Genomic DNA, 26645 nt, shown 5'->3' with positions numbered 1-26645 from the left:
CTTTGCCGGGCAGCCCGTTAGGAACAGAACCCATGCCAGATAGTGCCCCGCAGCAATTGCTGCATCTCGTCATCGGCGGCGAATTGCTCGATCTCGAGCACAACACCTTCAAGAACCTCGATGACGTCGAGATCGTCGGCCTCTATCCGAACTATGCGTCCGCTCACGTCGCCTGGCGCGCCAAGGCGCAGAGCACGGTCGACAACGCGCAGATGCGCTACTTCATCGTCCATCTCCATCGGCTGCTCGACCCGAATCAAGAACCGGCGCGTTGAAAAAACTGCTTCGCAATACGCTGCGAAGCAGCTGGTTTCAGCGTGCCGTCGGGGTTCTGGCGGCCGAATATCTGCGTCTGGTCTGGCGGACCAACAAGTTCACGTTCGATCCGCCTGACGTCTATGACATCGTCGAGCCGCAGATCCCCGCGATCTTCGCCTTCTGGCACGGCCAGCATTTCCTCACGCCTTTCATCAAGACCAAGGAGTCCTACCGGGCCAAGGTCCTGATCTCGCGGCATCGCGACGGCGAGTTCAACGCGATCGCCGTCGAGCGGCTCGGCATCGGCCTCATCCGTGGTTCCGGTGACCACGGCGGCGCCTTCCACCGCAAGGGCGGGGTGGGCGCGTTCAGGGAAATGGTGCACACGCTCCAGGACGGTTGTAATGTCGCGCTGACCGCCGATGTCCCCAAGCGCTCGCGCGTGGCCGGGCTCGGCATCATCATGCTGGCACGGGAAACGGGGCGGCCGATCATGCCTTTCGCGATGGCGACCAGCCGCTTCATCCGGCTCAAGAACTGGGACCGCACCACCATCAACCTGCCGTTCGGGCGGGGCGCATTGGTCGGCATCAAGGAAATCCACGTGCCGCCGGATGCCGACGCCGCCACCATGGAAGCGCTGCGGCTGGAGCTGGAAGAGACCTTGAACGAGGCAACCCGCCGCGCCTATGCGCAACTCGGCCGTCCGGGGCCCCAAGATGGCTAACTCGCTGCCGATAACGCTGCGGATGTACCGGCGCCTGGCCTCGGGCCTGGTGCCGCTTGCGCCGGCGCTGATCAAGCGGCGGCTGAAGCAGGGCAAGGAGGATCCCGCCCGCGTCGGCGAGCGGCGAGGCCTGTCCCGGGACGTGCGTCCGCACGGCCCCCTGGTCTGGATTCACGGCGCCAGCGTCGGCGAGGTGCTTGCCGCAGCCGCGCTGATCGAGCGCCTGCGCGACCTCAATCTGCGCATCCTGCTCACCTCGGGCACCGTCACCTCCGCCGCCGTCGTCGCAAAGCGCTTTCCGCCCGACGTCATCCATCAATACGTGCCGTATGATTCCCCGCGCTATGTCGCGCGCTTCCTCGATCACTGGAAGCCGTCGCTGGCGCTGTTCATCGAATCCGATTTGTGGCCGAACCTGATCCTGGCGGGCGCCGCGCGCCGCCTGCCGATGGTGCTGATCAACGGGCGGATGTCGCCGCGCTCCTTCCCGCGCTGGCGGCGGATGTACGGCACCATCTCGGCGCTGCTGTCGCGGTTCGACATCTGCCTGGCGCAATCGAAGACCGATGCGGAGCGCTTCTCCGCGCTCGGCGGCCGCGACGTGGTCACCACGGGCAATCTCAAGCTCGACGTGGCCGCGCCGCCGGCCGATCCCGCCAAGCTCGAGCGGCTGATGGCGATGACGCGCGGGCGCCCGATCATCATCGCGGCTTCGACCCATCCGGGCGAGGACGAGATGCTAATCGCGGCGCATCGCAGCCTCGTCGGTTTCTTCCCGCAGCTTCTGACGGTGATCGTGCCGCGCCATCCGGATCGGGGCGCCTCGATCGCGGGCTTGATCACGGCGTCGGGCCTGAAGCCGGCGTTGCGCTCGCGCGAGGAATTGCCGACGGCCGCGACCGACGTCTATGTCGCCGACACCATGGGCGAGCTCGGCCTGTTCTACCGCCTCTCGCCGGTCGTGTTCATGGGCGGATCGCTGATCCGCCATGGCGGCCAGAATCCGATCGAGGCGATCAAGCTCGGCGCCGCGATCGTCCATGGTCCGCACGTCTTCAACTTCGCCGATGTCTACGAGGCGCTCGATAGCAGCGGCGGCGCGCGCCAGGCCGACACGCAGGAGACGCTGGTCAAGCAGCTCGGCCAGTTGCTGGCCGATCCCACGGTGCGCGACGGGATGCAGCGCGCAGGCGCAGGCGTGGTCGAGGATCTCGGCGGCGCGCTCAATCGCACCATGACGGCGCTCGAGCCCTATCTCCTGCAGCTCACCATCGAGATGGGGGCCGCCAATGCGTGAGCCGGCCTTCTGGTACCGGCCGCGTTCCTTCAAGTCTCATGCGTTACGGCCGTTGGGCTTGCTCTATGGCGCGATCACCGAACGGCGCATGTTGCGCCAGGGCTTTGACGCCGGCATCCCCGTGATCTGCGTCGGCAACTACCATGTCGGCGGCGCCGGCAAGACGCCGACCGTGCTCGCATTGACGAAGCTGTTGCGCGAGCTCGGCGAGACGCCGGTGGTGCTCAGCCGCGGTTATGGCGGGCGCCTCAAGGGTCCGGTCATGGTCGACCGCGAGCGCCACACCGCTTCCGACATCGGCGACGAGCCGTTGATGATGGTGCGCGACGTTCCTGTCGTGGTCGCGCACGACCGTCTCGAAGGCGTTGCGCTCGCGAAGTCGCTGGGCGCGACCGTGATCCTGATGGACGACGGTTTCCAGAACCCGCGCCTGGTGAAGGACGCCTCCCTGATCGTGATCGACAGCGAGCGCGGCCTCGGCAACGGCAAGGTGTTTCCGGCCGGTCCCTTGCGCGCGCCGCTGAAGGCGCAGCTCGCGCGCACCGATGCGCTGGTGCTGATCGGCAATGGCCATGCCGCCAACGATGTCGCGGCGGAGCTTGCGAAGCGCAACAAGCCGGAGCTGCGCGCGCGCCTGAAGCCGGATGCGGCCTCGGTCGCGCAACTCCTCGGCAAACGAGTCTTTGCGTTCGCCGGCATCGGCGATCCCGCGCGTTTCTTCCGCAGCTTGCGCGCCTGCGGCATCGAGGTCGCGCGCACGCGCCCCTTCGCCGATCACCACATGTTTTCGCAGAACGAGATCGCGGCGCTCGCAGCGGAGGCGCAGCGCGAGCAACTCACGCTGGTGACGACGGAAAAGGATCTTGCGCGCCTGCGCGGCCGCGAAGGCGTCCCCGTCGGCATCGTGCCGTTCGCGGTGCAGCTCGAATTCGATGATCCGGCAGCGCTCCGGCAATTGATCAGCGATCATCTCTACAAGGCGCGCGAGCGGCGGTTCGGCAGGCGATGATTTCTTGATGATTTCCTGGCGTGGGCAAAGCGCTCCGCCGTAGCCCAACACCGCGCGCCTTGCGATATGCGACATGTCGCGGCGGATGAATTGTCTTCCGCACGTTCGGGAGTTGATGTAGCCTCGCATGAGAGCCGTCACCGGGACGTGCCGAACTCCCGGCAATCATCGGCGGCGTTTATGCCCACGGCGGGCAACGTACCATCATCATTTCAGATGCGAGACCGTTACGATCAGTTCGGAACGGCCGGGAGAGTTATTGCCAAAAGCTCAGAGGAGAACATGCCATGCATTTTTGCCTCACTGGACAATATACACCACGCGCTCTCAACGCCATTTTGGAAAACCCCACGATCAATCGCCAGGAGGCGGCGACAAAACTCATTGAAGCGGCCGGCGGCAAGCTGATTTCGATGTACAGCGTTGCTGCCGACGGTCCCGGCGTTTTGGTGATTTTCGATGTGCCTGATCCGAGCACGGCTCCGGCCATCTCCGGTCTGACCGTCACGGTGGGCACCCTGCAGAACGTGAAACTGACCCGGCTGTTCACGCAGGACGAGATCAAGCAGGTCCGCCAGAACGCGGCGAAGCTGCGCTCTTCGTATAGTCCGCCCGGAGGCTGACATCCGGATCTCAAGCGAGGCCGCCGCAATCGTATCAGGCGGCGGCACCGCTTACCTCACAGCAAAAAGCAGGTCTGCGCGCTGAGGCGAGGCGACGGCCTTCCGGCGTCCATCGACGGACGATGCGGGAGGGCGCGTGCTGTGTCCGGCGCCACCGGTCCGACTGAACGTGCTTGCCAGCGGACCCGTTAAGGGCGTGCAATCCCGGCTCAGCGGTCAGTCCCCTCACCAGGCTCCAACAGCCATCATTCCGATGATGGTCAGGCACGAGACGCAGGCCACCATGACAGTATAGCATTCGGGTGTATTCATCGCTTGCTCCCAAACTGCCGCCAATTGCTTGGTCACTGCTACACGGGAGAGTTCGCCGGTCTCGGGCCGCTTCAATGCGGCACGCCGCGACCGGTCTTGCGTTGTGCGTCCGTCCTCTCATCGTCACCCTGATCCGCAAGATGATGATGCGCTTCGGAAGCTTCAGAGCGTTGAGCTATGATCAGAAGCTGTTTCCGCATTTCAGCGAGGCGGGCGCGGCAATATTCACGATAGAGCATGTCTAGTATGGTGGGCATGATCACCCCCATCGTTGACTTTCGATTTACAAAGTATCCACCGCGAATTTTCGAGGTGATCGTAGCCCGTCAGATGGCTCTTCCGATGTGAGCCCGTTCACAGACTGCGCCAATTCCAAAGCTCAATGGTCGTTTGGTTGACTTGATGGTCTGTGCGACAAAGCAGCAGGGCTAATTACCTAACGCGCACTCTAGCAGCGCTCTGTTTCACCAGAACTTCGTCAAACAACTTAAGGGCGCCGAACCGCAGCGAAAAATCCAACCACAGCGCGAAGTGACTTACCACGGAGTGCAAGCGCAATTCGTTGCAACGCGGATCGGCGCGACGGAGATCATTTCGGCGGCGAGGCCTGCAGTTCAGGTGCGCACGAACATCGTCTCCATCCTCACGCTGCGCGAAAAGCTGTGCCGCTCGTGCGATGCCGGCAGGACAGCTACACTTTGCTCACCCTGCAGCAGCCTGCCATTCAGCCGACATTCATCGCAAGACGCCTATCGGTTCCAGACGATCAGGAGAATCCGATGAAACTGCCATCCGCAGCCGTCGCTGCCAGTCTTGTGTGTCTGATCATTGCGCCCGTGTTTGCGCAGACGGCGCCGACGACGGCTCCCGCTGCTCCAACCAGCACGGTGCCAGTCCCCGCGACCAAGCGCGTCACATGTCTTGCGACGACGCAAAGCCTGAAGGGCCAGGACAAGCGCGACCAGATGCAGCTCTGCATGGCGCAGGCGCGGGTCGATTGCCTCAAGCAGGCGATCGATCAGAAGGTCGTCGGCGAGCCCAGGAAGACCTTCATCAAGACCTGCGTGGGCGGAGATGCCACTGAACAGCAATAGAAGCGCAGGCGCGGCCTCACGGCTGCGGCTTCAGCGCGCCGGGGAAATGCCGCTGCAGCACGGCGGCGGGCGTGGCGTAGGCCTCTTGCAGGTCCACGCTCCAGTACTTCAATTCGTCGAGCGGAATCCGCGTGTCGGTGATCGCGCAGCGCACGAAGGTCCCCGGCGAGATCACGCGGAAATCGCCGTCGAGATATTGCACCTGCGCTTCGCCATGGCCCGAGGGGCCGAACTTGTTCAGCACGGTCGAAAGTCTCCGTGGAAGGCCTCTCCGTGGAAAACGCTGGAGGGCACGATGTGTTGCACCGGATTTAGCATAGATAGGGTGGCTTGTCCGCCCGGTAAACCCACCGGTTTGTGATGTTTTGCCGCCGTTTCCGCATGATAGTGCTTCGCGCGAGGGATGGCCGGTTCCGGCATCTTCCACGGCAGAATCCGATGCGCCTTCGACTGACCGCCCTGTTCATGATGCTGCTGATGTCGGCCGCGCACGCCGCGCCGGCGCCGCAGCAGGTCGACATTCCGCTGTCGTCCGGAATCCTGCATGGGCAGCTCTACAAGCCCGAAGGCGAGGGGCCGTTTCCGACCGTGATCGCGCTGCACGGCTGCGGCGGCCTCGGCAATCATTCAGAATCGGTGCTGCCGCGCTATCGCGACTGGGCGCTGCAACTGCTGAAGGCCGGTAACGCCGTGCTGCTGCCCGACAGCTACGGCTCGCGCGAGCTCGGGCCGCAATGCCGCGTCAAGGAGATGCACGTCAAGGCCCGTCGCGAGCGCGTCGCCGACATCGCGGCATCGCGCGCCTGGCTGATGAAGCAGACTTGGGTCGCGCGCGACCGCGTCAGCCTGATCGGCTGGGCCAACGGTGCCAGCGCGCTGCTCTGGGCGGTGCGTCCGCAGAGCGCCGCGCGCGAAGCCGGGCCGGATTTTCGCGCGGCGATCGCGTTCTATCCGGATTGCCGGATCTCCGCCGGCCTCGGCTGGAGCGCGCGGGTGCCGACCCTGGTGCTGATCGGCGCCAATGACGACGTCTCGTCGCCGCCGGCCTGCCGCCAGATGGTCGACGGCGCGCGCGGCCGCAGCGCGCTCACGCGCATCGTGGTCTATCCCGGCGCCTATCACGATTTCGACCGCGCCAATACGCCGCTGCACGCAGCTGCCGGCACCACCGATGCCGCCGCGCCCGAGCACGGCCATCTCGGCACGGACGCAGAGGCGCGCGCGGAGTCGCAGCGGGAAGTCGCGGAGTGGCTGGCGCGGTGAGGGCGGTCCTGTAGCCCGGATGGAGCGGGCTTGTCCCGCCGTAGCTCGATAGAGCGAAGGCGGAAGCGGGGCCGCCCGAGGAACAACGTTAGGCGGACAGCCCCGCATCGACCACCGCCCTGCACGGAGTATGGCCGACCGTGAATCTACGTATCGCGTGTCGCGGCGGTTTCAGCAGGTGACGGCGCCTTAGTTCGACCACGATGTCGATTAAACGCAGTCCTCATGCGCAATCGCTTCGTCCTGTTCTCATCCGCACTGATCGTCTTCACCGTCGCGATCTTCCTGTTCGAAGCCCACGCCGGCGCGCCGATGATCGCGCCGGAACATTGCGGCTTCTGGACCACGATCGACGCGGGATTGTCCTGCCGGTAGGCGGGCGGCGAGCTGTTTCCACACCCTTGCTGTCATCGCCCGGCTTGACCGGGCGATCCAGTACTCCGAGACGTCAGCGATTGATCGAGAAGCCGCGGCGTACTGGATTCCCCGCTTTCGCGGGGAATGACCCCGAGAGTGGAGCGCTATCCTCGCGCTCAGAACAACGTGCCCTGATCCACCGGCTTGCCCGCGCGCTTCGGCGCAGGTTTTGCGTCCTGTGCGGCCGGCTTTGCCTGCGACGGCGCGCGCTTTGCGGCAGGCGCCGGGCGATCCGCATCCGCCGTCGCGCCGACACGGCCGTCCGCAAACTCGATCTCGAGGCGTGCGCCGGGACCAATCGCGTCGGCCGAATGCAAGGGATGGCCGGCCTCGTCCCGTACCAGAGCAAAACCGCGTGCGAGCACGCCGCGATACGACAAAGCGGAGAGCAGCTTGCCGCTGTTCTCGATGCGGGCATCCAGCCGCTGCAACAGCGTGACAAGCGCGCGGTTGGCGCGCTCGGCCAGACGATGCGTGCGCTCGCGCTGGCGGGCAATTGCGTTGCGCTGCGCCTGTGCATTCGAAAGTTTCGAGGCGCGCAAGCGCACCTCCAGCCCGGCAAAACGGTCGCGCCGTTGCCGCAGCAGCGAGCGCGCGGACAGGCCGAGCCGCTCGCCGCACACGGTGAGGCGGTGATCGGCCTGCGAAATCTGCCCGTGCAGCACCCGCAGCGTCAGCTTTGCGCTCGCCGCGGTAAACCGGCGGAAATGCGCGTGCGTGTTGGCCTTGAGGCCGCGGGGTAGCGACGCGCCCGCCGAATCCAGCCGTTGCCGCGGGATTGCGAGCAGGTCGCCTGCCGCGGGCAGCGCGCGCGCGGCGGCGCGCAGCTCGCTGCGGCGGCTCTCATGGGCACGCTGCCAATAGGCCCGGGTGCGCCGCGCGAGATCGGCGACCTCGACGAACAGATCGCTGCGCACCGGCACCGCCATCTCGGCCGCCGCCGTCGGTGTCGGCGCGCGCTTGTCGGCGACGAAGTCGATCAGGGTGATGTCGGTCTCGTGCCCGACCGCCGAGATCAGCGGGATCATGCTCTCGGCTGCCGCCCGCACCACGATCTCCTCGTTGAACGACCAGAGGTCCTCCAGCGAGCCGCCGCCGCGCGCGACGATCAGCACGTCGGGCCGCGGAATCTTGCCGCCTTCCGGCAGCGCGTTGAAGCCGCGGATCGCGGCTGCGACCTGCTCGGCCGAGCCTTCACCCTGCACCTTGACCGGCCACACCAGCACGTGGCGGGGAAAGCGATCCTCCAGCCGATGCAGGATGTCGCGGATGACGGCGCCGGTCGGCGAGGTCACCACGCCGATCACCTCCGGCAGCCAGGGCAGCAACTGCTTGCGCGCCTCGTCGAACAGGCCCTCGGCGGCGAGCTTCTTCTTGCGCTCCTCCATCAGCGCCATCAGCGCGCCGATGCCGGCCGGCTCCAGCGCCTCGATCACGATCTGGTACTTGGAAGAGCCCGGATAGGTCGTGAGCTTGCCGGTGGCGATGACCTCGAGCCCTTCCTGGGGCTTGAAGCGCATCCGCCCGTGCACGCCCTTCCAGATCACCGCCTCGATCTTGGCGCTCTCGTCCTTGAGCGCGAAATAGCAGTGGCCGGAGGAGTGGGCGCCGCGGAAACCGGAAATCTCGCCGCGGACCCGGACATGGCCAAAGGCGTCCTCCACCGTCCGCTTCAGGGACTGCGAGAGCTCGGAGACGGTGAATTCGGGGGCGTTGAGCAGTGGTTCCGCAGGCGGCATCGGCAAACGATTCGGCATTTTGGGGTCAGACCCGACGTTAAGGATTTTCGCCGCGCGGCGCCAATCCTGGGATTGATATGGAGAGTACTCTGTGATATAGAGTTCTCTATAAATGATCAGTTCGAGGGAGTTTGCGATGGCGATGCGGTTGCTGCGGGGTTCTCTAAGCCTGTTGAAATGGGGCCTGTGCGCGGTTGGCGCCGTTGCGCTGCTGCTCACCGCCCTGATCGCGACGCCGCTGGAGCGGCCTGCCGAGATGCGCTCGGTCTCGGACTCTGCCAAGGGGATCGACTGGTCTACCCTCCCGCCGCTGGAGCGATTCCAGGCCCGCGACGGTACCTGGCTTGGCTTCCGGCACTACGCGCCGAAGGGGACGGCCACCGACCGCGGCGCCATCTTCATCCATGGATCGTCCGGTTCCTCCGGCACCGTCAACCATGCCCTGACGGCGGCATTCGCCGCGCACGGCGTCGAGACCTGGGCACTCGATACGCGCGGCCACGGCGCCTCCGGCACGCGCGGTGATATCGGCTATGTCGGCCAGCTCGAGGACGATCTGGTCGACTTCGTCGCCCATGTCCGCAAGAGCGCGCCCGATTTGCCACTGACCTTGATCGGTCATTCCGCAGGCGCCGGCTTCTCGCTGCGTGTTGCCGCGACGCCGATCATGCAGGACCTGTTCGTCCGCACTGTCCTGATCGCGCCCTATCTCGGCTACGACGCGCCGACCAACAAACCGCACGCCGGCGGTTGGGCCAATGCTGACCTTCCGCGCTACTTCGGGCTGGCGGCGCTGCGCAAGCTCGGCATCGAATGCTGTGCGCAGCTTCCGGTGCTCGCCTTCGCCGTGCCGGCGAATTCGGCCAAGTACCTCACCTCTACCTATTCCGACCGCCTGATGCGCAACTTTGCGACACGCGGTTATCGCCTCGATCTGCCCGGGGTGACACACCCGATGACGATTTTCGGCGGCGCCGACGATGAGATGATGATCTCGGACAAATATGCCGAGACCGTGCAGGCGGTGAAGCCGTCGGTCGACGTCAAGATGATCGACGGCGTCAATCACATGGGCATGGTCACCAACCCGAAGGCGGTCAATGCAATCGCCGAGGACGTGGCAACGCGCGGAGCAGGCCAGTCATGATCGACAGCAAGGAGGCGTCTGCAGCGCTGGCCGACATCGACGACATCGTCCAGCGCGTGAAGCAATCGCAGCTCTACGAGCTCGCAAGCCTCGCCGCGGTCTGGTGGGGAGTCCTGGTGTTCGCAGGCAATCTCGTGACCTGGCTCTGGCCGGTCTACGCGGTCCACGCCTGGGTTGCCGTGGACATTCTGGGCGTCGGCGGTCTGGTCGGAATCCGGTTGCTCAATCCATCGCCCCGTCCGCATGGTGCCGCCTTCGATATCAGGCTCGTTCTGGTCTTCGTGCTGTTCTTCGCTTTCGGCTATCTCTGCACCAACGTCGTCGGCCATTTCGGTCCACGCCAGCTCGGCGCGTTCTGGCCGCTCTACTTCATGCTGTTCTATACGCTGGCGGGCCTCTGGTTCGGCTACGCCTTCGTCGCGATCGGCCTTGGCATCGCTGCGCTGACGCTGATCGGTTTCTTCTACATCGGGGAGGCGTTCCCGCTCTGGATGGCGTTCGTCAATGGCGGCGGTCTGATCCTCGGCGGCCTCTGGATGCGGCGGATCTAGCGCATGGCCGAGCTCGACGACATCATCCACCAGCCGCTGCGGCTGAAGATCATGGCGGCGCTGAACGCGCTGCCTGCGACGGCAGGTCTGGAGTTCTCGCGATTGAAAAAGCTCACCGGCGCCACCGACGGCAATCTCGGCGCGCACATCGAGACGCTGGCGAAGGCGGGCTACGTCCAGGTCGACAAGGCCTTCGTCGGCAAGAAGCCGCAGACCACAGTCACCGCCACCGCCGCCGGCCGCGGCGCCTTCGCGCGCCATGTGGCGACGTTGCAGGAGATCATTGCGGGGAAGCAGGTTTAGCGGCGATTGTCGTTCTCGGGCGTTCCCCTCTCTCCGCCGTCATTCCGGGGCGCGCCCCCTTAGGCGCGAGCCCGGAATCCATACTCACGATGGTGGTTATGGATTCCGGGCTCGCGGCTTCGCCACGCCCCGGAATGACGGGGAGTTCGGGGCGTTTCCCCTTGAGACCCGCCGCGATTCGTGCGACCTCCGCCCCCAGCAAACCCCTTATTCTGAGCCCTCGATGCACATTCTCCTGCTCGGTTCCGGCGGCCGCGAACATGCCCTGGCGTGGAAAATCGCAGCCTCCCCCCTGGTGACCAAATTCTGGTGCGCGCCCGGCAATGCCGGCATCGCGCGGGAGGCGGAATGTGTGGCGCTCGATGTCGCCGACCATGCCACCGTGATCGACTTCTGCAAGACGAATGCGGTCGAGCTCGTGGTGGTCGGCCCGGAGACGCCGCTGGCCGCCGGCATCGTCGACGATCTCACCGCCGCCGGCATCAAGGCGTTCGGGCCGAGCGGGGTGGCGGCACAGCTCGAAAGCTCCAAGGGGTTCACCAAGGCGCTCTGCACCGAATTCGGCATTCCGACCGGTGCCTACAAGCGTTTCACCAACGCCAATGATGCGCGTGCCTACGTCCAGAGCCAGGGTGCGCCGATCGTAGTCAAGGCCGACGGCCTTGCCGCCGGCAAGGGCGTCGTGGTCGCCAAGACCGTGCGCGAGGCCGAGGACGCCATCGCCATGATGTTCGAGGGCGCCTTTGGCGAGGCCGGCGCCGAGGTCGTGATCGAGGAGTTCTTGCCCGGCCGCGAGATCAGCTTCTTCGCGCTGTGCGACGGCGAGACGGCCATCCCTCTCGCTTCCGCGCAGGACCACAAGCGCGTGTTCGACCACGACGTCGGCCCGAACACCGGCGGCATGGGCGCCTATTCGCCGACGCCGCTGGTCACGCCTGCGATCCACGATGCGATCATGGCCAAGATCATTCTGCCGACGGTTGCCGGCATGAAGCAGCGCGGCACGCCGTTCCGCGGCATCCTTTACGCCGGGATCATGCTGACCACCCATGGCCCAAAGCTGTTCGAGTTCAACGTTCGCTTCGGCGATCCCGAGTGTCAGGTGCTGATGCTGCGGATGATATCCGACATCGTGCCGGCGTTCCTCGCCTCCTGCGACGGGGAGCTTAAGCACTTCGACCTGCGCTGGCATCCGGACTCCGCGCTCACCGTGGTAATGGCGGCGAAGGGCTATCCCGGCGACTATCAGAAGGGCACGCGCATCGAAGGCCTCGATGACGCCGCCAAGGTCGAGACCGTCGAGATCTTCCATGCGGGCACGGTTGAGAAGGACGGCGCGATCCTCGCCAATGGCGGCCGCGTGCTCAATGTCTGCGCGCTCGGCAAGACCGTGACGGAAGCGCAGGCGCGTGCCTATCAGGCCGTCGACCGCATCAACTGGCCGGAAGGCTTCTGCCGCCGCGACATCGGCTGGCAGGCGGTGGAAGCCGAGAAGGCCCGGGGCTGACGGGCTTTTTTCCGGAATACGCGCATGCGGGCATCAAGATTGCCGCGTGCCTCCGCCCCGCCACATCGACATTCCAAAATTGCGCAATCGCCTGTTGGGGTTAGCAACCCTCACAGGTGACCACCGTGCTACTGTGCATGGGGTTGTTTTCGACATTTTTGTTTGAGGCGGCCCAGGACTGACCAGACAGGACTGACCAGACAGGACTGACCAGATAAGGATGCCGAAGATGTCCGATCTCGCCGACCTCTACCCCGGCTTCGCCTCCGAATGGATCAACACCTCCTTGGGCCGCATCTTCGCCCGCGTCGGCGGCAAGGGGCCGCCGCTGCTGTTGCTGCACGGCTTCTCCGAGACCAACGTGATGTGGCACCGCGTGGCCCCGCAGCTCGCCGACAAGTTCACGCTGATCATCGCCGATCTGCCGGGCTATGGCTGGTCCGACATGCCCGAGAGCGATGCGCAGCACATCCCCTACAGCAAGCGCGCGATGGCGAAGGCCATGGTCGAGGCGATGGAGCAACTCGGCCACGTCCACTTCGCGCTTGCCGGCCACGACCGCGGCGGCCGGGTGTCGTATCGGCTGGCGCTCGACCATCCCGGCCGGCTGTCGAAGCTCGCCGTGCTCGATATCCTGCCGACCTATAATTACTGGGAGCGGATGAACCGCGCCTACGCGCTGAAGATCTATCACTGGACTTTCCTCGCCCAGCCCGCGCCGCTGCCGGAGACGCTGATCTCGGGCAATGGCGAGTTCTTCCTGCGCTTCAAGATGGCGAGCCAGACCAAGTCGAAGACGCTGGACGCCATCGACCCGCGCGCACTCGAACATTACATCGCCCCGTTCCGCGATCCCGCCCGCGTGCATGCGATGTGCGAGGACTACCGCGCCGGCGCCTATTTCGATTACGACCTAGACAAGACCGATTTCGAGGCCGGCAAGAAGATCACGGTGCCGATGCTGGCCCTCTGGGGTGGCGCGGGCATCGCCCAGGCCGCCGCGACGCCGCTCGATACGTGGAAGCAATGGGCAACCAACGTCGACGGCATGCCGGTGGACGCCGGCCATTTCCTCACCGAGGAGAACCCGGACGCCACCGCAAAGGCGCTGCGCGAGTTCTTCGCAGGCTGAACTAAGCTGTCGCGACACACACAACTGTCATCGCCCGGCTTGACCGGGCGATCCAGTACTCCGAGACGGTGGTGGTTGATCGATAGGCCGCGGCGTACTGGATGCCCCGCCTTCGCGGGGCATGACGGCGGAATATGTGAATCTACCGCCGCTCCCGAAAGAAGTCCTTGAGCAGCCGCGCCGCCTCGCTCTCGCCGACCCCGGAATAGACATCCGGCGCATGATGGCAGGTGGGTGAAGCGAAGAACCGCACGCCGGACTCGACCGCGCCGCCCTTGGGATCGGCGGCGCCGTAATAGAGCCGCCTGACCCTTGCAAAGGAGATCGCGCCCGCACACATGGTGCAGGGCTCCAGCGTCACGTAGAGGTCGCAGTCGACCAGACGCTCGCTGCCGATCTTTTTGGCGGCCTCGCGCAGCGCAATGATCTCGGCATGGGCGGTCGGGTCGTAGTCGGTCAGCGTCCGGTTCGCCGCAGTCGCGATGACCTCGTAATTGCGGACCACGACGCATCCGATCGGAACTTCGCCCGCCTTTCCGGCATTTTCGGCCGTTTTGAGCGCCAAATCCATGAAAGAGGGGGCTTTCAAGCCTCGTATCATCGCCAGAAACCTGCTAGTAGCTCCGCCTTCAGCAAGAGTGAATACCGGATTTGCCTGAGCATGCGGCTCGAAACGAGCGCGCACAATGCTTTCTGGCCACCCCCTAAGTGAGTTTATTCATGCCTCGCGACAGCGACAAAGACAACGATTCCCGCGGCCGGCGTGATCGAGGCCCGGGCAGGGGTGGCCCGCCCAAGGGCCGGTCCGGCAAGCCGCGCGGCCCTGAGAAGAAATTCGCCAAGCGCGGCCCTGAGGGCAGGGGCGACGCCCGCCCGCCCCGTGGCGACCGCGACAGCCGTCCGCCTCGCGCCGACCGCGGGGATCGTCCGTTCCGCCGCCGCGAGGAGGGCGATGCCCCGCGCCGCGATTTCAGCGACCGTCCGAAATTCAAGCGCGACGACCGTGGTGGTGAGGAGCGCGGCGAGCGCAGCTTCAAGCCGCGCGGCGACCGCCCGTTCTCCGATCGCGGCTCGCGCGATGGCGAGAAGCGGCCGTTCAAGCCGCGTGGTGATCGTCCGTCCTATGGCCGTGACGACCGTCCGCCGCGCAGCCGGGATCGCGACGATTCCCGTCCCGCCGGTCGGTTCGGTGACAAGAAGTTCGGCGACAAGCGGCCCTACGCGCCGCGTGGCGACCGCCCGGAACGCAAGTTCGACGGCGAGCGGAAGTTTTCGCGCGGCGCACCGGACCGCAGCGACCGCCCGCGCGACTTCGGCGACCGTCCGCGCGACCGTGGCGAGCGCAGCGATTCAAAGCCGTGGCAGAAGCGCGACGTGGGTCCGCGTGGCGATCGTCCGCCGCGCAAGGACTTCAGCAAAGGTCCGCGCAAGGATTTCGGCGGCCGCGACCGCAGCGAAGACAAGCCCTGGCAGAAGCGCGACGATCGGCAGGGTGGCGGCGATGACCGTCCGCGTTTCTCGCGCTCGCGCGACGATCGCGCGTCCGGCGATCGTCCGTTCCGCGAGCGGCCGAAGTTCGATCGACCCAAGTTCGATCGGCCGCGCGACGACCGTCCGAAATTCGATCGGCCCCGTAGTGATGGCGATGGCGAACGCGGCGGTGACCGTCCCAAATTCAATCGTCCGCGCGAGCGCTCCGAGGGCCGCTCCGACTGGCACGAGCATCCGCGCAACGAAGGCCGCTTCGGCGACCGTCCGCGCCGTGAAAACGAGGATGAGAGCAGGATCTTCGAGAAGCGCCCCGCCTTCGGTGGCCGCGGCGCCTATCGTGACCGTGATCGGGATTTCGAGGGCCGTCCGCGCCGTGACGAAGCACCGAAGCCGAAGAAGGCCGGCGAGCGTATCGCAAAAGTGCTGTCGCGTGCGGGCCTCGCCTCGCGCCGCGATGCCGAGGAGATGGTTACGCAGGGCCGGGTCGCCGTCAACGGCCGCGTCATCAATTCGCCGGCGCTCGACATCACCTCGAACGACGTCGTCACTGTCGACGGCAAGCCGTTGCCGGAGCGCGAGCGTACGCGCCTGTTCCTCTACCACAAGCCGCGCGGGCTGATGACCACGCATGACGACCCCGAGGGCCGTCCGACCGTGTTCGACAATCTGCCCGAAGGCCTGCCGCGGCTGATCTCGATCGGTCGGCTCGACTTCAACACCGAAGGCCTGCTGCTGCTCACCAACGACGGCGGGCTCGCGCGCACGCTCGAGCTGCCGGACACCGGCTGGCTGCGCCGCTACCGCGTCCGCGCCCATGGCGACGTCACCCAGGCGCAGCTCGACGAATTGAAGAACGGCATCGAGGTCGAGGGCGTCAAATACGGTCCGATCGAGGCGACGCTGGAGCGCGACCAGGGCGCCAATGTCTGGCTGGTGTTCGCGATCCGCGAAGGCAAGAACCGCGAGGTGCGCAACGTCTGCGCCCATCTCGGGCTGGAGGTGAACCGGCTGATCCGCGTGTCCTACGGGCCGTTCCAGCTTGGCGAGGTCCCCGAAGGCCAGGTCGAGGAGATCAAGTCGCGTGTGCTGCGTGATCAGCTCGGCGACAAGGTGATCGAGAAGTCTGGCGCGCAGTTCGACGTGCCGAAGAAATCTTCTTCACCCGACAGCGAAGCGCCACGCGAGAAGAAGCCTGCCAGCAAGCGTGACGTGATCAACGATCGCAAGGGCCGCCGCGTGCTGGTGCAGCGCACCGGCAGCGAGGAGGCTCGCGAGCGCAACGAGTCCGAGGCCAACGGCTACGGCCCGCCGCGCCGCCCCAAGCGCGGCTATCACGGCAAGCGCGATCTGACGCCGCGGGAGGACTAATTGCGCGTCGTCGGCGGTCGTTTGAAGGGGCGAAATCTCGCCTCACCGTCCTCGCGCGACATCCGCCCCACGGCGGACCGGCTGCGCGAGTCCGTGTTCAACATCCTCGTGCACGCCTATGACGATCCGATTGAGGATGCGCGCGTGCTCGATCTCTTCGCCGGCACCGGCGCGCTCGGCATCGAGGCGTCGTCGCGTGGGGCGAAGTTCACACTGTTCGTCGACAACGGCGCCGAGGCCCGCGCGCTGCTGCGTAACAACGTCGAGACGCTCGGCCTCGGCGGCGTCACCAAGGTCTATCGCCGCGATGCGACGGATCTTGGCCCTGCGCATCCCGTCGAGCCGTTCTCGCTGGTGTTCCTCGATCCGCCCTACGGCAAGGGATTTGCGGAGAAGGCGCTTGCGAGCCTGCGCGACGGTGGCTGGCTCACGCCGGGTGCGCTGCTCGTGGTGGAAGAGGCGAAGGCCGCGGAGTTCGTGACGCCGGAAGGTTTCGAGGAATTGGAGCGGCGGGCGTATGACGACACGGAGTTCGTGTTTTTGAAGACGCCGTAGTCTCGCTGCCGTAGGGTGGGCAAAGCGTAGCGTGCCCACCACTTCTATCGCGATCATGAACAGATGGTGGGCACGGCGCGTTGCGCCTTTGCCCACCCTACGAAGATCATCTCCGCCCGAACAGCTTCTCCACATCGCTCAGCTTCAGCTCGACATAAGTCGGGCGGCCGTGATTGCACTGGCCGGAGTTCGGGGTGTCCTCCATCTCGCGGAGCAGGGCGTTCATCTCCTCGGGCCTGAGCCTTCGGCCGGCGCGCACCGAGCCGTGACAGGCCATGGTGGCGGCGACGTGCATCAGGCGGCGCTCCAGCGGCAGCGCCTCGTCCCATTCGGCCATGTGCTCGGAGAGATCGCGCAGCAGCCCGCCTGCATTGGTCTTGCCGAGCAGCGACGGCGTCTCGCGCACCGCGACCGCGCCGGGGCCGAAGGACTCGATGGCGAGGCCAAACGATGCGAGCTCTTCGCTGCGCTCCAGCAGGCGCTCCACCGTGGCCTCGTCCATCTCGACGATTTCGGGGATCAGGAGGATCTGCCGTTGCACGCCGTTGGCGGCGAGCGAGGCCTTCAGCCGCTCATAGACGATGCGCTCATGCGCGGCGTGCTGGTCGACGATGATCAGGCCGTCGCGGGTCTGCGAGACGATGTAGGTCTCGTGGATCTGCGTGCGCGCAGCACCAAGCGGGCGGTCGACGAGGTCGCTGACGGGCTGGGTCTCGATCCGCACGTCCGCACTGTGCCCGCCGACATCGAATGCCGCCTGTGCGCGCTCGGCGAAGACGGGCGCAGCCAATCCGTCGAACGACGGCATCGGCGCGACCGGGGCGGATGGCGAGGCGCGCCAGTCCCAGCTCGCCGGCCGCGGCGTAAACGCCGGCCGGAACGAGGACAACGCGCTCTCGCCACTGTTGGCGGCCGTGCGCCGGCCCTCGCGCGCGAGCGCGTCCTTCAATCCGTGCACGATCAGCGCGCGCACGAGGCCGGCATTGCGGAAGCGCACCTCGGTCTTGGCCGGATGCACGTTGGCATCGACCTCGCGCGGATCGAGCGTGACGAACAACGCCAGCACCGGATGGCGGTCGCGCGGCAGATAGTCGGCATAGGCCCCGCGCACGGCGCCGAGGATCAGCTTGTCGCGCACCGGGCGGCCGTTGACGAAGAGGTATTGCCCGAGCGCATTGGCCTTGGTCAGCGCCGGCGCTGCCGCATAGCCGGCGACGACGACGCCCTCGCGCTCGGCATGGACCTCGATGGCGTGGCTGCGGAACTCCGCGCCCAAAATGTCGCCGAGCCGCGTCAGCCGTCCGGCGGCGCCGGGCAGCGCGGCGGTCCAGGTCATCGGCGCGCGCTCTTCGCCCGCGAGCGTGAAGGCGACGTCGGGCCTCGCCATGGCGAGGCGCCTGACCACCTCGCGGATCGCCTCGGCCTCGGTGCGGTCGGTCTTCAGGAATTTCAGCCGCGCGGGCGTTGCATAGAAGAGGTCGTTGACCTCGACGCGCGTGCCATGCGCCAGCGCCGCCGGCATGATCTCGGATTTCTCGCCGCCCTCGACTGACAGCGCCCAGGCATGTGGCTCGCTCGCGTGCCGCGTGGTGATGGAGAGACGCGCGACAGAGCCGATCGAGGGCAGCGCCTCGCCGCGGAACCCGAGCGTGCGGATCTGGAGCAGATCCTCGTCGTCAAGCTTTGACGTGGCATGGCGTTCGACCGCGAGCGCGAGGTCCTTCGCGGTCATGCCGCCGCCGTCGTCGGTGATGCCGATCCGCCGCCGGCCGCCGCCATCGGTGAAGACGTCGATCCGGCTCGCGCCGGCATCGATGGCGTTCTCGACCAGTTCCTTGACCACGCTTGCCGGACGTTCGACCACCTCGCCGGCGGCGATGCGGTTGACGACTTGCTCTGGCAGCTGGCGGACGGGCATGGGGCTTTCGATCTGGATTCGCTGACGGCGCTATTCTAGGCCGTGTTGCGTCAAAAGCATGTGTTGGGCAACAGCCGTGTGGCGGGCTGGGGAAGAGGGATGCCTATCACATTGAAGGGATTGGACGTTCGAGAAAATTGCGCAACCGGGACGGAGCGGTCGCCCTGCCTGCCGTCCTGATTGTGGGGGCACGGGCAGCGGTGTAGCATCGTGAAAAAATGGCAACAGGACGGGAGGACGCCATGTGCAATTTCTTCGCGCACCAGCCCCAACGCAACTACGAATCCCAGACCCGCTCGTTGCGGATCGGCGGGCACTGCACCTCGATCCGGCTGGAAATGGCGTTCTGGGACACGCTGGAGGAGATCGCGGCCAAGGAGAGCATGAGCGTCGGCAAGTTCCTGACCACGCTCTACAATGAGGTGCTCGACCATCACGGCGAGGTCAATAATTTCGCCTCGCTGCTGCGCTGCTCCTGCCTGATCTACCGCTCCCGGAGCGTGACGCAGGTGCAGGAGTTCAAGGCAACCGTCGCGCCCATCCTCGATGCGGCCGAGTAGCCGTTGCTGTGGCGGCCCGCATCCGCATTCTCAATGCCATCATGCCGAACGTTCTTGGCCTGCATGGTTCGAGACGCCCGCCTCGGCGGGCTCCTCACCATGAGGGTCTGATATCTCGCCGCGCAACACGACCTCATCCTGAGGGCCCGCCGTAGGCGGGCGTCTCGAAGGATGGCCGCAAGCGAAATGCCTGCCACGTTCTTCCAATCAGACGGGATAACGCCCGACGTCAGATCTCCTTTTTCTGCATCGCGCCGGCGATGTAATCAGCCTGCCGGATCGCGAGCGCGACGATGGTCAGCGTCGGATTGCACGCCGCCCCGCTGGTGAACTGACTGCCATCCGAGACGAACAGATTCTTGACGTCGTGGCTCTGTCCGAACTTGTTGACCACGCCATCCCGCGGTTTCTCGCTCATCCTGTTGGTGCCGAGATTGTGCGTGCTCGGATAGGGTGGCGTTGGATAGGTCACGGTGGCGCCGACGGCGTCGTAGACGGCCGCACCCTGCTTGTAGGCATGTGCGCGCATCGCGAGGTCGTTGGGATGGTCGTCGAAATGGACGCTCGCGACCGCTTGGCCGAACTTGTCTTTGACGACGGGATCGAGCGTGATGCGGTTGGTCTCCTGCGGCATGTCCTCGCCGACCAGCCACATGCCGGCCATCCTGGGATAGCCGTCGAGCGCTGCGGTGAACGGACGGCCCCAGGCGCCGGGGTTGAGGAAGGCCGCCATGAACGGCAGGCCGATCGACAGCGTCTCCATCTCGTAGCCGCCGACGAAGCCGCGCTTCGGATTGTTGGCGGATTCATCACGGATAATGCCGGCCATGGTGGTGCCGCGATACATGTGCACCGACTTCTCGAACACGGCGTAGACGCTGCCGGTCATGTGCCGCATGTAGTTGCGCCCGACCTGGCCCGATGAATTGCCGAGACCATCGGGGAACATGGTCGAAGCACTGTTCAAGAGCAGCCGCGGGCTCTCGATCGAATTGCCGGCCACCGCAACGATACGCGCCTTCTGGCGCTGCATAGCGCCACTCTCGTCGGCGTACACCACGCCGGTGACCTTACCGCCGGCGTCGTGCTCGATCTTGACCGCCATGCTGCTCGGCCGTACCTCGAGATTTCCGGTCGCCTCGCCCTTGGGGATCTCGGTGTAGAGCGTCGACCATTTCGCGCCGGATTTGCAGCCCTGGAAGCAGAAGCCGATCTGCTGGCAGGCGCCGCGGCCGTCACGCGGCTGGCTGTTGATGGCCATATTGCCGGTATGCACGGTCTTGTAGCCGAGCTTCTTCGCACCGGCCTCCAGCACCTTGAAATTATTGTTGCCGGGAAGTCCGGGAATGCCGTTGGTGCGGGTCACGCCCATCTTGTTCTCGGCCTTGGCGTACCATGGCTCGATCTCGGCGAGCGTCACCGGCCAGTCCAGCAGGTTCGCGCCGGGCAGGCCGCCGTAGGTGCTCTTCACCTTGAACTCATGCTCGTCGAAGCGCAGCGACGCGCCGGCCCAATGCGTGGTCGAGCCGCCGACCGCCTTGACGATCCAGGCGGGAAGGCCCGAAAAATCCTTGGCGACGCGCCATGTCCCCGACGTGGTGCGGGCATCGGTCCAGGCGAGCTGGGAAAAGCTCTCCCACTCGTCGTTGACGAAATCCTGGTTCTCGATGCGTGGGCCGGCTTCAAGGATGACCACCTTGACGCCCTTCTGCGCGAGCTCGTTGCCCAGCGTGCCGCCGCCGGCACCGGAGCCGACGATCACCACAACGCTGGAGTCGTTCAGATCGAATTTTGCCATATGCGTTCTCCTGAACCGTTGGGTGAGCCTTAAGCCTTCGGCAGCCAGTCGATGTCGGCAAAGCCGCGGTTGATGTAGCCGCCGTGCTCGGCGGAGGAGCCCTCATAGCCGAACCGCGGCCAGACCTCTTTCTGGTTGTAGAGCGACACGACGAGGTCGCCGCGCACCTTCTGGAAGAAGTCGCTCTGCTCGATCTCCGTCAGCAGCACCACGCGGTCGGCCTCCCATGGCACTTCGGCGTAAGCCACCTTGTGGCGATCCCGCGCGTTCTGATCGAGCCGCGTGATGCCGTCGCTGATCAGAGACTTGACGGCGGGGTCCTTGGCCGCCTTGCCGTCCCACGGCTTGATCGCGGTGATGTAGTAGCTGTCGCCGAGGACGTCGTGCGGATAGATGTCGCGCGCGACCTTCAGCAGCGTCTTCATCGTTGCGGGCGAGAGCGTGCTGGCATCATCCGCCCAGGCATCCTCGATGCTGACGGCGACGCTGGTCGCGACAGCGACGACCGGAACGGCGGTCGCCGCGCCCTTGAGAAAGACGCGGCGGCTGTGCTTGCTTCGACGATCGACTTCTCTCATGGCATTCCTCCGTAGATTTTGTGATTTGGATTTTTGTGATTTTGATCAGCCGAAACGACCCCCTCGCTGGATCACCTCGATCTTGTAGCCATCGGGATCGCTGACGAAGAAGAAGCGCGCTAGCGCCTTGCCGTCGTGCTTGAAGTCGCGCAGCGGTCCCGGTGCGAGCTTCTCGCGCTCGAAGCGGGCATGTTCGGTATCGAGATCGTCGACCACCACGGCAATATGTCCGTAGCCGTCGCCGAGCTGGTACGGCTCCTTGCGATCGAAATTCACCGTCAGCTCCACCTCGAAAGGTGAGGAGGGGTGACGCAGGTAGATCAGAGCAAAGTCCGAAAATTTCAGATGGTCGGCGACCTCCAGGCCGAAGGCGCGCTTGTAGAAGTCGAGCGAGCGGGCCTCGTCGAGCACGCGGATCATGGAATGAACGGGCTTTGCCATTCAGTTCAGCTCCTTCAGGTAGGTGATGATGGCGGCGCGCGTCTCCGGCTTCGCCTGCCGGTAGACCATGGTCACGCCGGGAATGACGGCTTGCGGATTGCTCAGCCAGGCGTCGAGCCTGGTCTCGTCCCAGGCGAAGTCCGCTTTCGACAGCGCCTCTGAGTACTTAAAACCTTCGGTCTTGCCGGCGGGACGGCCAATGACCTTCACCAGCGCGGGGCCTTGCCGCGCCGGTTCTGACAGGTTTGTCGTGTGGCACACCGCGCATTGCTGCTTGAACAGCGTCGCGCCATCCGGCGGCTTGGCGGCCGGCAGGGGCATTTGCGCATCGGCAACCCGCGTCACCAGCACCATCGCGGTGCACAATCCAAGCACGACTGCGCGCATCGCCAAGAATCCGCCCATCCACATCAACGTGCGCAAACTCTAGGCGGCGTCAAAGATGCGGTGGTAGTAGCGGGCTGTTTCGATGCGCGCGGAGACACTGGTGGCCGCGTGTGTTCCGCGATGCCTTATATGCGGAGCACAATTCCGCGAAACCGCCGTCAAATCCCTAAACGATCACCACACCATGCGCATTGCATGACGACCGCGCCGCTTGAACTCTCTACGCGATGCAATGACCCGGTGCAGGTGAGCGGCGCAGGATGCAGCCGGGCCATTCGTCGCGGAAAAATCCAGGAGAAATGGATGAAGTTGGTGAAGACCTCGATGATCGCATGCGCTCTGTCGGCTCTCATTGCGACGCCGGTTCTCGCGCAAGGCGCGCCACCCGCCAAGACAGGCGGCACCGTGCAAGGCAAGCCGATGCAAGGCAGCACAATGGGCAGCGGGGATGAGGAGATGAATGCTCAGCCGGGCGCGGCGGGCGAGAAGACGGGGATGAAGTCGACCAAAGGCACCAGGGGCACGGTCGGCACCACCGGTAGCGCCGCGCACAAGGGAACCGCCGACGATTCCGCGACGGGCGGTGCAGCCCCGAGCAAGCGCTACTAGTCCCGCTGGGTGAAGCAAGCAGACTCCGGTCGCCCTGCGGCCGGAGTTTTTTTGACTGGGTCTGCTTTGCTAGTCGTCGAAGCGGCCGCCGCCGCGCCCTGCCTTGATGTCGCTGCGGCGCTTCTTGCCGTCGAGCCGGCGCTGCTTGGAGCCAAAGGTCGGCCGCGTGGCGCGGCGCGGCTTCGGCCGTATCATCGCCTCGGTCAGGATCTCGGTGAGCCGGTCGATGGCGTCCTGACGGTTGCGCTCCTGGGTGCGGAAGCGCTGGGCGTGGATCACGATCACGCCGTCCTTGGTCATGCGCTGGCCGGCGATGCGGGCGAGCCGGATCACCGCATCCTCCGGCAAGGTCAGCTTGCGCGTGTCGAAGCGCAGCTGCGCCGAGGTCGAGACCTTGTTGACGTTCTGCCCGCCCGGGCCGGAGGCGCGGACGAAGCCGATCTCGATATCGTCCTCGTCGATGACGAGATCGCGGGATATCCGCAGCATGATGGCACCATTCGTGATGTCCGGACATATCGCGGACGTCCACGTTCGGCAATGGCGCATCCTGGAAACGCAAATGGCCGGGCGAGCCCGGCCATTTCAGGAAACGTCAGGGGGCGTCAGTCAGTTCGACTTCGTCGCCGGTGCCGCGGCCGGTTGCGCGGCCGCCTGTGGGGCGCGGCCGACGACGACGGTCAGGAGGCCCTGGCCCCAGAGGCGCTTGGCGGCCGCCTTGGCGTCGTCCAGCGTCACCGCATCGACGATGGCGTTGCGCTTCTCGATATAGTCGATCGGCAGCTTGTCCTGCTGGTATTGCAGCAGCGCCTGCGCGAGCTTCGAGGAGGTATCCAGCGCCAGCATCTGCGAGCCCTTGAGGTAGGACTTGGCCTCGTCGAGCTCCTTCTGCGTCGGGCCCTCCTCGGCGATGCGGCGGACTTCCTTGTCGATCGCGTCGATGGTGTCGCCGGCGCGGTCGGCGCGGGTGCCGGTGTTGCCGATGAAGACCGCCGAATGCTCCATCCAGAGCAGCGATTCGAACACGGAATAAGCCAGCCCGCGCTTCTCGCGCACCTCGCGATAGAGCCGGGAGGACAACCCGCCGCCGCCCAGGATGTGGTTGACGACATAGGCGGCCATGAAGTTCGGATCGTTGCGCTTCACGCCGGGGCCGCCGAAGGTGATCACGGTCTGCGGCACGTCGAGCGGCACGAAGGCGCGCTGCGGCGGTTTTGCCGCCTCGACGTCGGCGACCGGCGTGAGATTGGCTTTTGCGGGCAGGCTACCAAAAGTGTGGTCGAGCAGCTTGCCGAGGGTGGCCGGATCGACGTCGCCGACCACCGCGATCTTCAGCCCGTCCTTCGCGATCACGCGGCCGACATAATCCTTCATGTCGGCGACCGTGATGGTCGGCACGCTGTCCAGCGTGCCATTGGTCTGCCGGCCATAGGGATGGTCGCCGAACGCAACCTCCAGGAATTTGCGGCTCGCCAGCGACGACGGATTGGTGGTCTCGCGGCGCAGGCCCGAGATCACCTGCGAGCGGATGCGCTCGACGTCGGCGGTGTCGAAATGCGGCGAGGTCAGCGCGCTCCTGAGCAGGTCGAAGGCTTCGTCCTTGTTGTCGCGCAGCATCCGCAGGCTGCCGCGGAACGTATCGCGGGTGGCGCTGAAGGAGAGCTCGATGGCGCGGCGGTCGAGCCGCTCATGGAAGTTCTTGGAGTCGAGATCGCCGGAGCCTTCGTCGAGGAGGTCGCCGACCAGATTGGCGACGCCGGACTTGTCCTTGGGATCCTGCGCCGAGCCGCCGGCAAAGGAATATTCCATGGCGATCAGCGGCACGGTCGCATCCTGTACGAACCAGGCTTCGATGCCGCCCGGCGAAGTCAGGTGCTGGATCTTTGCGGCCGCCTGTGACGGCGAGACCGTAGCCAGCGCGAGTGCCGCGCCGGTGGCAAGCGAGAATGCAACACGTCGAAGGAAGGGATAGGTCACGAACGCTTCTCCTCGCGCTTGGCGGCACTGGTGTCCTTGATCAGATAGCCCGTCACCGAGCGCTTCTTCTCGAGCCATTTCTGCGCGACAGTGCGAACCTGCTCGGCGGTGACCGCGCGAATGCGGTCGGGCCAGCTCCTGATGTCCTCGATCGAGAGGCCCGTGGTCAGCGCGCCGCCATACCAGCGCGCCAGCACCGCCTGGTTGTCCTGGGCGTAGATCGCTTCCGCAATGAGCTGGGTCTTGACCCGCTCGAGGTCCTCGGCGCGGATCGGGTTCTGTGCGATGTCGGCGATGACGCCGTCGACCACTTGCTCGACATCGGCAAAGCTGACGCCCGGTTTCGGTGAGGCCGAGATCGCGAACTGGGTCGGGTCGAGCGAGATGCTCGAATAGCTGGCGCTGGCGGAGACCGCGAGCGGCTTGTCGACCACGAGCGCGCGGTAGAGATAGGAATTGCTGCCGCTGCCCATCAACTGCGCCAGCACGTCGAGGGCGGCGCTTTCACCGGCCGCGGCGGTGGTCGCCGACGGTACGAGATAATAGCGGCGCAGGCTCGGCTGCTCGACGCGCGGGTCGGCCAGCGTGACCGTGCGCGGCGCCGCTGGCTCCGGCTCCTGCGGACGGATGCGGCGCTCCGGGATCGCGGGCTGGGCCGGAATGGAGCCGAAATTCCGCTCGACCAGCGGGCGGATGTCGGCGGCTTCCACGTCGCCGGCGATCACGAGGATCGCGTTGTTCGGCGCGTAGAAGCGGCGGTAGAAGGCGAGCGCATCCTTGCGGTCGAGCTTCTCGATCTCCTGGTGCCAGCCGATCACCGGCCGGCCGTAGGGATGATTGAGATAGAGCGCGGCCATGATCTGCTCGTTGAGCCGCGCGTCCGGATTGTTGGCGACCCGCATGTTGTACTCTTCGAGCACGACGTCGCGCTCGGGCAGCACGTTCTCGTCCTTGAGGATCAGGCCGGTCATGCGATCGGCCTCGAACTCCATCATGGTCGGCAGCTGCTCTTTCGGCACGCGCTGGTAGTAGTTGGTGTAGTCGACCGAGGTCGAGGCGTTCTCGTTGCCGCCGACGCGGAGCACGGTCTGGGAGAATTCGCCGACCGGATGCTTCGAGGTGCCCTTGAACATCAGATGTTCGAGGAAGTGCGCGAGCCCGGACTTGCCCGGGGTCTCGTCGGCCGAGCCGACCTTGTACCAGATCATCTCCGTGACCACGGGCGTGCGGTGGTCCGGGATCACCACGACCTGCATGCCGTTGGCGAGCGTGAAGCTGGCGGGCGGAGCCGATGTCACCGTGGTCTGGGCGAGGGCGGCGCTGGCTGAGAGGACACTCGTCGAAAGCAGCGCGGCAAGGAGGCAGGCGGCCGATCGGTAAGAGGACATCATAATCCTTATGAAAAGGCCGAACCCGGATGTCCGGCTCGGAGGCACGGCATGCTACACCGTGCGGCTGAGGCTTCGCGTCACGAAGCAGAGAACTCAACGCGGTGGCAAGTTACTGATAAGCAATATGCAGGCTGCGTCCGGCGTGCGTAAGCCGCCGGTGCCAGGATGCGCCTGTCAGGATGTCGCGGTGGGG

29 protein-coding genes are annotated in these 26645 nt (G+C 65.6%); 17 read left to right on the top strand and 12 right to left on the bottom strand.

Translation table 11 applies throughout. The features are described 5' to 3' along the window. Positions 1-32: 32 nt before the first annotated feature. The 5 genes from ABIB99_RS15735 (at position 33) to ABIB99_RS15715 (ending at position 3914) form a co-directional block, all read left to right on the top strand. Positions 33-275, top strand: coding sequence for a DUF4170 domain-containing protein (locus ABIB99_RS15735; RefSeq protein ID WP_014491932.1), 243 nt, complete (start codon positions 33-35; stop codon positions 273-275). After that, positions 272-985, top strand: coding sequence for a lysophospholipid acyltransferase family protein (locus tag ABIB99_RS15730; protein WP_354176491.1), 714 nt, complete (start codon positions 272-274; stop codon positions 983-985). The genes ABIB99_RS15735 and ABIB99_RS15730 overlap by 4 nt, the downstream gene beginning before the upstream one ends. Next, a complete protein-coding gene (locus ABIB99_RS15725) occupies positions 948-2282 on the top strand; it encodes a 3-deoxy-D-manno-octulosonic acid transferase (protein WP_354176489.1) in 1335 nt (444 codons plus the stop codon). The genes ABIB99_RS15730 and ABIB99_RS15725 overlap by 38 nt, the downstream gene beginning before the upstream one ends. After that, positions 2275-3291 carry a tetraacyldisaccharide 4'-kinase gene (gene lpxK, locus ABIB99_RS15720; protein WP_354176488.1) on the top strand — a complete coding sequence of 339 codons (1017 nt, stop codon included), beginning with the start codon at positions 2275-2277 and terminating at the stop codon, positions 3289-3291. The genes ABIB99_RS15725 and lpxK overlap by 8 nt, the downstream gene beginning before the upstream one ends. Before the next feature lie 287 nt (positions 3292-3578). Further along, complete coding sequence (locus ABIB99_RS15715) at positions 3579-3914, top strand: GYD domain-containing protein (protein WP_063985608.1); 336 nt, start codon at positions 3579-3581, stop codon at positions 3912-3914. Between the two features lie 383 nt (positions 3915-4297). Here the strand turns inward: ABIB99_RS15715 and ABIB99_RS15710 are convergent, their stop codons facing one another. Next, positions 4298-4495, bottom strand: a complete 198-nt coding sequence (locus tag ABIB99_RS15710) for a hypothetical protein (RefSeq protein WP_223153847.1) — start codon at positions 4493-4495, stop codon at positions 4298-4300. Positions 4496-5005: 510 nt separating this feature from the next. Between ABIB99_RS15710 and ABIB99_RS15705 the strand changes: the two genes are divergently transcribed. Then, positions 5006-5320, top strand: coding sequence for a hypothetical protein (locus tag ABIB99_RS15705; RefSeq protein WP_063986703.1), 315 nt, complete (start codon positions 5006-5008; stop codon positions 5318-5320). A gap of 16 nt (positions 5321-5336) precedes the next feature. Here ABIB99_RS15705 and ABIB99_RS15700 read toward each other — a convergent pair whose 3' ends face one another. Next, a complete protein-coding gene (locus ABIB99_RS15700; protein WP_014491939.1) occupies positions 5337-5564 on the bottom strand; it encodes a DUF2093 domain-containing protein in 228 nt (75 codons plus the stop codon). Positions 5565-5758: 194 nt separating this feature from the next. Between ABIB99_RS15700 and ABIB99_RS15695 the strand changes: the two genes are divergently transcribed. Then, on the top strand, positions 5759-6583 hold the full coding sequence (locus ABIB99_RS15695) for a dienelactone hydrolase family protein (RefSeq protein WP_354176486.1): 825 nt from the start codon (positions 5759-5761) through the stop codon (positions 6581-6583). A 225-nt stretch (positions 6584-6808) separates the two neighbouring features. Then, complete coding sequence (locus ABIB99_RS15690; RefSeq protein WP_008130160.1) at positions 6809-6958, top strand: hypothetical protein; 150 nt, start codon at positions 6809-6811, stop codon at positions 6956-6958. A 158-nt stretch (positions 6959-7116) separates the two neighbouring features. Here ABIB99_RS15690 and xseA read toward each other — a convergent pair whose 3' ends face one another. Continuing rightward, positions 7117-8739: an exodeoxyribonuclease VII large subunit gene (gene xseA / locus ABIB99_RS15685; RefSeq protein ID WP_354176685.1), complete on the bottom strand. Its 1623-nt coding sequence runs from the start codon at positions 8737-8739 to the stop codon at positions 7117-7119. 136 nt (positions 8740-8875) lie between these two features. On the opposite strand from xseA, the gene ABIB99_RS15680 reads away from it, so the two are divergent. The 5 genes from ABIB99_RS15680 (at position 8876) to ABIB99_RS15660 (ending at position 13379) form a co-directional block, all read left to right on the top strand. Further along, positions 8876-9886, top strand: coding sequence for an alpha/beta hydrolase (locus tag ABIB99_RS15680; protein WP_071909519.1), 1011 nt, complete (start codon positions 8876-8878; stop codon positions 9884-9886). After that, on the top strand, positions 9883-10437 hold the full coding sequence (locus ABIB99_RS15675) for a hypothetical protein (RefSeq protein ID WP_354176484.1): 555 nt from the start codon (positions 9883-9885) through the stop codon (positions 10435-10437). Before ABIB99_RS15680 ends, ABIB99_RS15675 begins: the two co-directional genes overlap by 4 nt. A gap of 3 nt (positions 10438-10440) precedes the next feature. Next, on the top strand, positions 10441-10740 hold the full coding sequence (locus tag ABIB99_RS15670) for a winged helix-turn-helix domain-containing protein (protein WP_354176483.1): 300 nt from the start codon (positions 10441-10443) through the stop codon (positions 10738-10740). Between the two features lie 223 nt (positions 10741-10963). Next, entirely contained in the window at positions 10964-12247 is a 1284-nt protein-coding gene (purD, locus tag ABIB99_RS15665) for a phosphoribosylamine--glycine ligase (RefSeq protein ID WP_354176481.1), read from the top strand. Between the two features lie 229 nt (positions 12248-12476). After that, the gene (locus ABIB99_RS15660) at positions 12477-13379 is read left to right on the top strand and encodes an alpha/beta fold hydrolase (protein ID WP_354176480.1); all 903 of its coding nucleotides are present in this window, start codon (positions 12477-12479) and stop codon (positions 13377-13379) included. 142 nt (positions 13380-13521) lie between these two features. Here the strand turns inward: ABIB99_RS15660 and ABIB99_RS15655 are convergent, their stop codons facing one another. After that, on the bottom strand, positions 13522-13980 hold the full coding sequence (locus ABIB99_RS15655) for a nucleoside deaminase (RefSeq protein WP_071909524.1): 459 nt from the start codon (positions 13978-13980) through the stop codon (positions 13522-13524). 119 nt (positions 13981-14099) lie between these two features. On the opposite strand from ABIB99_RS15655, the gene ABIB99_RS15650 reads away from it, so the two are divergent. Further along, positions 14100-16238: a pseudouridine synthase gene (locus ABIB99_RS15650; protein WP_354176478.1), complete on the top strand. Its 2139-nt coding sequence runs from the start codon at positions 14100-14102 to the stop codon at positions 16236-16238. Next, on the top strand, positions 16239-16793 hold the full coding sequence (gene rsmD, locus ABIB99_RS15645) for a 16S rRNA (guanine(966)-N(2))-methyltransferase RsmD (RefSeq protein WP_354176477.1): 555 nt from the start codon (positions 16239-16241) through the stop codon (positions 16791-16793). Between the two features lie 106 nt (positions 16794-16899). Here the strand turns inward: rsmD and mutL are convergent, their stop codons facing one another. Further along, on the bottom strand, positions 16900-18711 hold the full coding sequence (gene mutL / locus ABIB99_RS15640; protein WP_354176476.1) for a DNA mismatch repair endonuclease MutL: 1812 nt from the start codon (positions 18709-18711) through the stop codon (positions 16900-16902). A gap of 242 nt (positions 18712-18953) precedes the next feature. Here mutL and ABIB99_RS15635 point away from each other — a divergent pair, with 242 nt between their 5' ends. After that, positions 18954-19271, top strand: coding sequence for a ribbon-helix-helix domain-containing protein (locus ABIB99_RS15635; protein WP_063985598.1), 318 nt, complete (start codon positions 18954-18956; stop codon positions 19269-19271). 229 nt (positions 19272-19500) lie between these two features. Here ABIB99_RS15635 and ABIB99_RS15630 read toward each other — a convergent pair whose 3' ends face one another. Genes ABIB99_RS15630 through ABIB99_RS15615 form a run of 4 tightly spaced genes read right to left on the bottom strand, consistent with a single transcriptional unit; the run spans position 19501 to position 22475 of the window. Beyond that, on the bottom strand, positions 19501-21069 hold the full coding sequence (locus ABIB99_RS15630) for a GMC family oxidoreductase (protein WP_354176474.1): 1569 nt from the start codon (positions 21067-21069) through the stop codon (positions 19501-19503). Positions 21070-21098: 29 nt separating this feature from the next. Continuing rightward, positions 21099-21647 (bottom strand): hypothetical protein, encoded by a 549-nt coding sequence (locus tag ABIB99_RS15625; protein ID WP_063985596.1) that lies wholly within the window; start codon positions 21645-21647, stop codon positions 21099-21101. 45 nt (positions 21648-21692) lie between these two features. Beyond that, a complete protein-coding gene (locus ABIB99_RS15620; RefSeq protein ID WP_354176472.1) occupies positions 21693-22088 on the bottom strand; it encodes a VOC family protein in 396 nt (131 codons plus the stop codon). Beyond that, entirely contained in the window at positions 22089-22475 is a 387-nt protein-coding gene (locus tag ABIB99_RS15615) for a c-type cytochrome (RefSeq protein ID WP_354176470.1), read from the bottom strand. A gap of 303 nt (positions 22476-22778) precedes the next feature. On the opposite strand from ABIB99_RS15615, the gene ABIB99_RS15610 reads away from it, so the two are divergent. Further along, positions 22779-23084 (top strand): hypothetical protein, encoded by a 306-nt coding sequence (locus ABIB99_RS15610; RefSeq protein ID WP_038955600.1) that lies wholly within the window; start codon positions 22779-22781, stop codon positions 23082-23084. Between the two features lie 69 nt (positions 23085-23153). Here the strand turns inward: ABIB99_RS15610 and arfB are convergent, their stop codons facing one another. The 3 genes from arfB to ABIB99_RS15595 form a co-directional block, all read right to left on the bottom strand. Further along, a complete protein-coding gene (gene arfB, locus ABIB99_RS15605; RefSeq protein ID WP_063985592.1) occupies positions 23154-23573 on the bottom strand; it encodes an alternative ribosome rescue aminoacyl-tRNA hydrolase ArfB in 420 nt (139 codons plus the stop codon). 120 nt (positions 23574-23693) lie between these two features. Further along, positions 23694-25061, bottom strand: a complete 1368-nt coding sequence (locus ABIB99_RS15600; protein ID WP_354176468.1) for a M16 family metallopeptidase — start codon at positions 25059-25061, stop codon at positions 23694-23696. After that, positions 25058-26452 carry a M16 family metallopeptidase gene (locus ABIB99_RS15595; protein ID WP_502917502.1) on the bottom strand — a complete coding sequence of 465 codons (1395 nt, stop codon included), beginning with the start codon at positions 26450-26452 and terminating at the stop codon, positions 25058-25060. The genes ABIB99_RS15600 and ABIB99_RS15595 overlap by 4 nt, the downstream gene beginning before the upstream one ends. Positions 26453-26645 lie beyond the last annotated feature (193 nt).

Source organism: Bradyrhizobium sp. LA6.1, assembly GCF_040547805.1.
In the GTDB taxonomy this organism is placed as follows: domain Bacteria; phylum Pseudomonadota; class Alphaproteobacteria; order Rhizobiales; family Xanthobacteraceae; genus Bradyrhizobium; species Bradyrhizobium barranii.
Note: the sequence above shows the minus strand (reverse complement) of the source record. Positions and strands in the feature narration are given on the sequence as shown.

What these genes read in the sequence shown, in the direction of transcription:
- ABIB99_RS15735 (WP_014491932.1), top strand. Translation starts at nt 33, where the DNA reads ATGCCAGATAGTGCCCCGCAGCAATTGCTGCATCTCGTCATCGGCGGC.
- ABIB99_RS15725 (WP_354176489.1), top strand. Translation starts at nt 948, where the DNA reads ATGCGCAACTCGGCCGTCCGGGGCCCCAAGATGGCTAACTCGCTGCCG.
- lpxK (WP_354176488.1), top strand. Translation starts at nt 2,275, where the DNA reads ATGCGTGAGCCGGCCTTCTGGTACCGGCCGCGTTCCTTCAAGTCTCAT.
- ABIB99_RS15715 (WP_063985608.1), top strand. Translation starts at nt 3,579, where the DNA reads ATGCATTTTTGCCTCACTGGACAATATACACCACGCGCTCTCAACGCC.
- ABIB99_RS15710 (WP_223153847.1), bottom strand. Translation starts at nt 4,495, where the DNA reads ATGGGGGTGATCATGCCCACCATACTAGACATGCTCTATCGTGAATAT.
- ABIB99_RS15705 (WP_063986703.1), top strand. Translation starts at nt 5,006, where the DNA reads ATGAAACTGCCATCCGCAGCCGTCGCTGCCAGTCTTGTGTGTCTGATC.
- ABIB99_RS15695 (WP_354176486.1), top strand. Translation starts at nt 5,759, where the DNA reads ATGCGCCTTCGACTGACCGCCCTGTTCATGATGCTGCTGATGTCGGCC.
- ABIB99_RS15690 (WP_008130160.1), top strand. Translation starts at nt 6,809, where the DNA reads ATGCGCAATCGCTTCGTCCTGTTCTCATCCGCACTGATCGTCTTCACC.
- xseA (WP_354176685.1), bottom strand. Translation starts at nt 8,739, where the DNA reads ATGCCGCCTGCGGAACCACTGCTCAACGCCCCCGAATTCACCGTCTCC.
- ABIB99_RS15680 (WP_071909519.1), top strand. Translation starts at nt 8,876, where the DNA reads ATGGCGATGCGGTTGCTGCGGGGTTCTCTAAGCCTGTTGAAATGGGGC.
- ABIB99_RS15675 (WP_354176484.1), top strand. Translation starts at nt 9,883, where the DNA reads ATGATCGACAGCAAGGAGGCGTCTGCAGCGCTGGCCGACATCGACGAC.
- ABIB99_RS15670 (WP_354176483.1), top strand. Translation starts at nt 10,441, where the DNA reads ATGGCCGAGCTCGACGACATCATCCACCAGCCGCTGCGGCTGAAGATC.
- purD (WP_354176481.1), top strand. Translation starts at nt 10,964, where the DNA reads ATGCACATTCTCCTGCTCGGTTCCGGCGGCCGCGAACATGCCCTGGCG.
- ABIB99_RS15660 (WP_354176480.1), top strand. Translation starts at nt 12,477, where the DNA reads ATGTCCGATCTCGCCGACCTCTACCCCGGCTTCGCCTCCGAATGGATC.
- ABIB99_RS15655 (WP_071909524.1), bottom strand. Translation starts at nt 13,980, where the DNA reads ATGATACGAGGCTTGAAAGCCCCCTCTTTCATGGATTTGGCGCTCAAA.
- ABIB99_RS15650 (WP_354176478.1), top strand. Translation starts at nt 14,100, where the DNA reads ATGCCTCGCGACAGCGACAAAGACAACGATTCCCGCGGCCGGCGTGAT.
- mutL (WP_354176476.1), bottom strand. Translation starts at nt 18,711, where the DNA reads ATGCCCGTCCGCCAGCTGCCAGAGCAAGTCGTCAACCGCATCGCCGCC.
- ABIB99_RS15635 (WP_063985598.1), top strand. Translation starts at nt 18,954, where the DNA reads ATGTGCAATTTCTTCGCGCACCAGCCCCAACGCAACTACGAATCCCAG.
- ABIB99_RS15630 (WP_354176474.1), bottom strand. Translation starts at nt 21,069, where the DNA reads ATGGCAAAATTCGATCTGAACGACTCCAGCGTTGTGGTGATCGTCGGC.
- ABIB99_RS15625 (WP_063985596.1), bottom strand. Translation starts at nt 21,647, where the DNA reads ATGAGAGAAGTCGATCGTCGAAGCAAGCACAGCCGCCGCGTCTTTCTC.
- ABIB99_RS15620 (WP_354176472.1), bottom strand. Translation starts at nt 22,088, where the DNA reads ATGGCAAAGCCCGTTCATTCCATGATCCGCGTGCTCGACGAGGCCCGC.
- ABIB99_RS15615 (WP_354176470.1), bottom strand. Translation starts at nt 22,475, where the DNA reads ATGCGCGCAGTCGTGCTTGGATTGTGCACCGCGATGGTGCTGGTGACG.
- ABIB99_RS15610 (WP_038955600.1), top strand. Translation starts at nt 22,779, where the DNA reads ATGAAGTTGGTGAAGACCTCGATGATCGCATGCGCTCTGTCGGCTCTC.
- arfB (WP_063985592.1), bottom strand. Translation starts at nt 23,573, where the DNA reads ATGCTGCGGATATCCCGCGATCTCGTCATCGACGAGGACGATATCGAG.
- ABIB99_RS15595 (WP_502917502.1), bottom strand. Translation starts at nt 26,452, where the DNA reads ATGATGTCCTCTTACCGATCGGCCGCCTGCCTCCTTGCCGCGCTGCTT.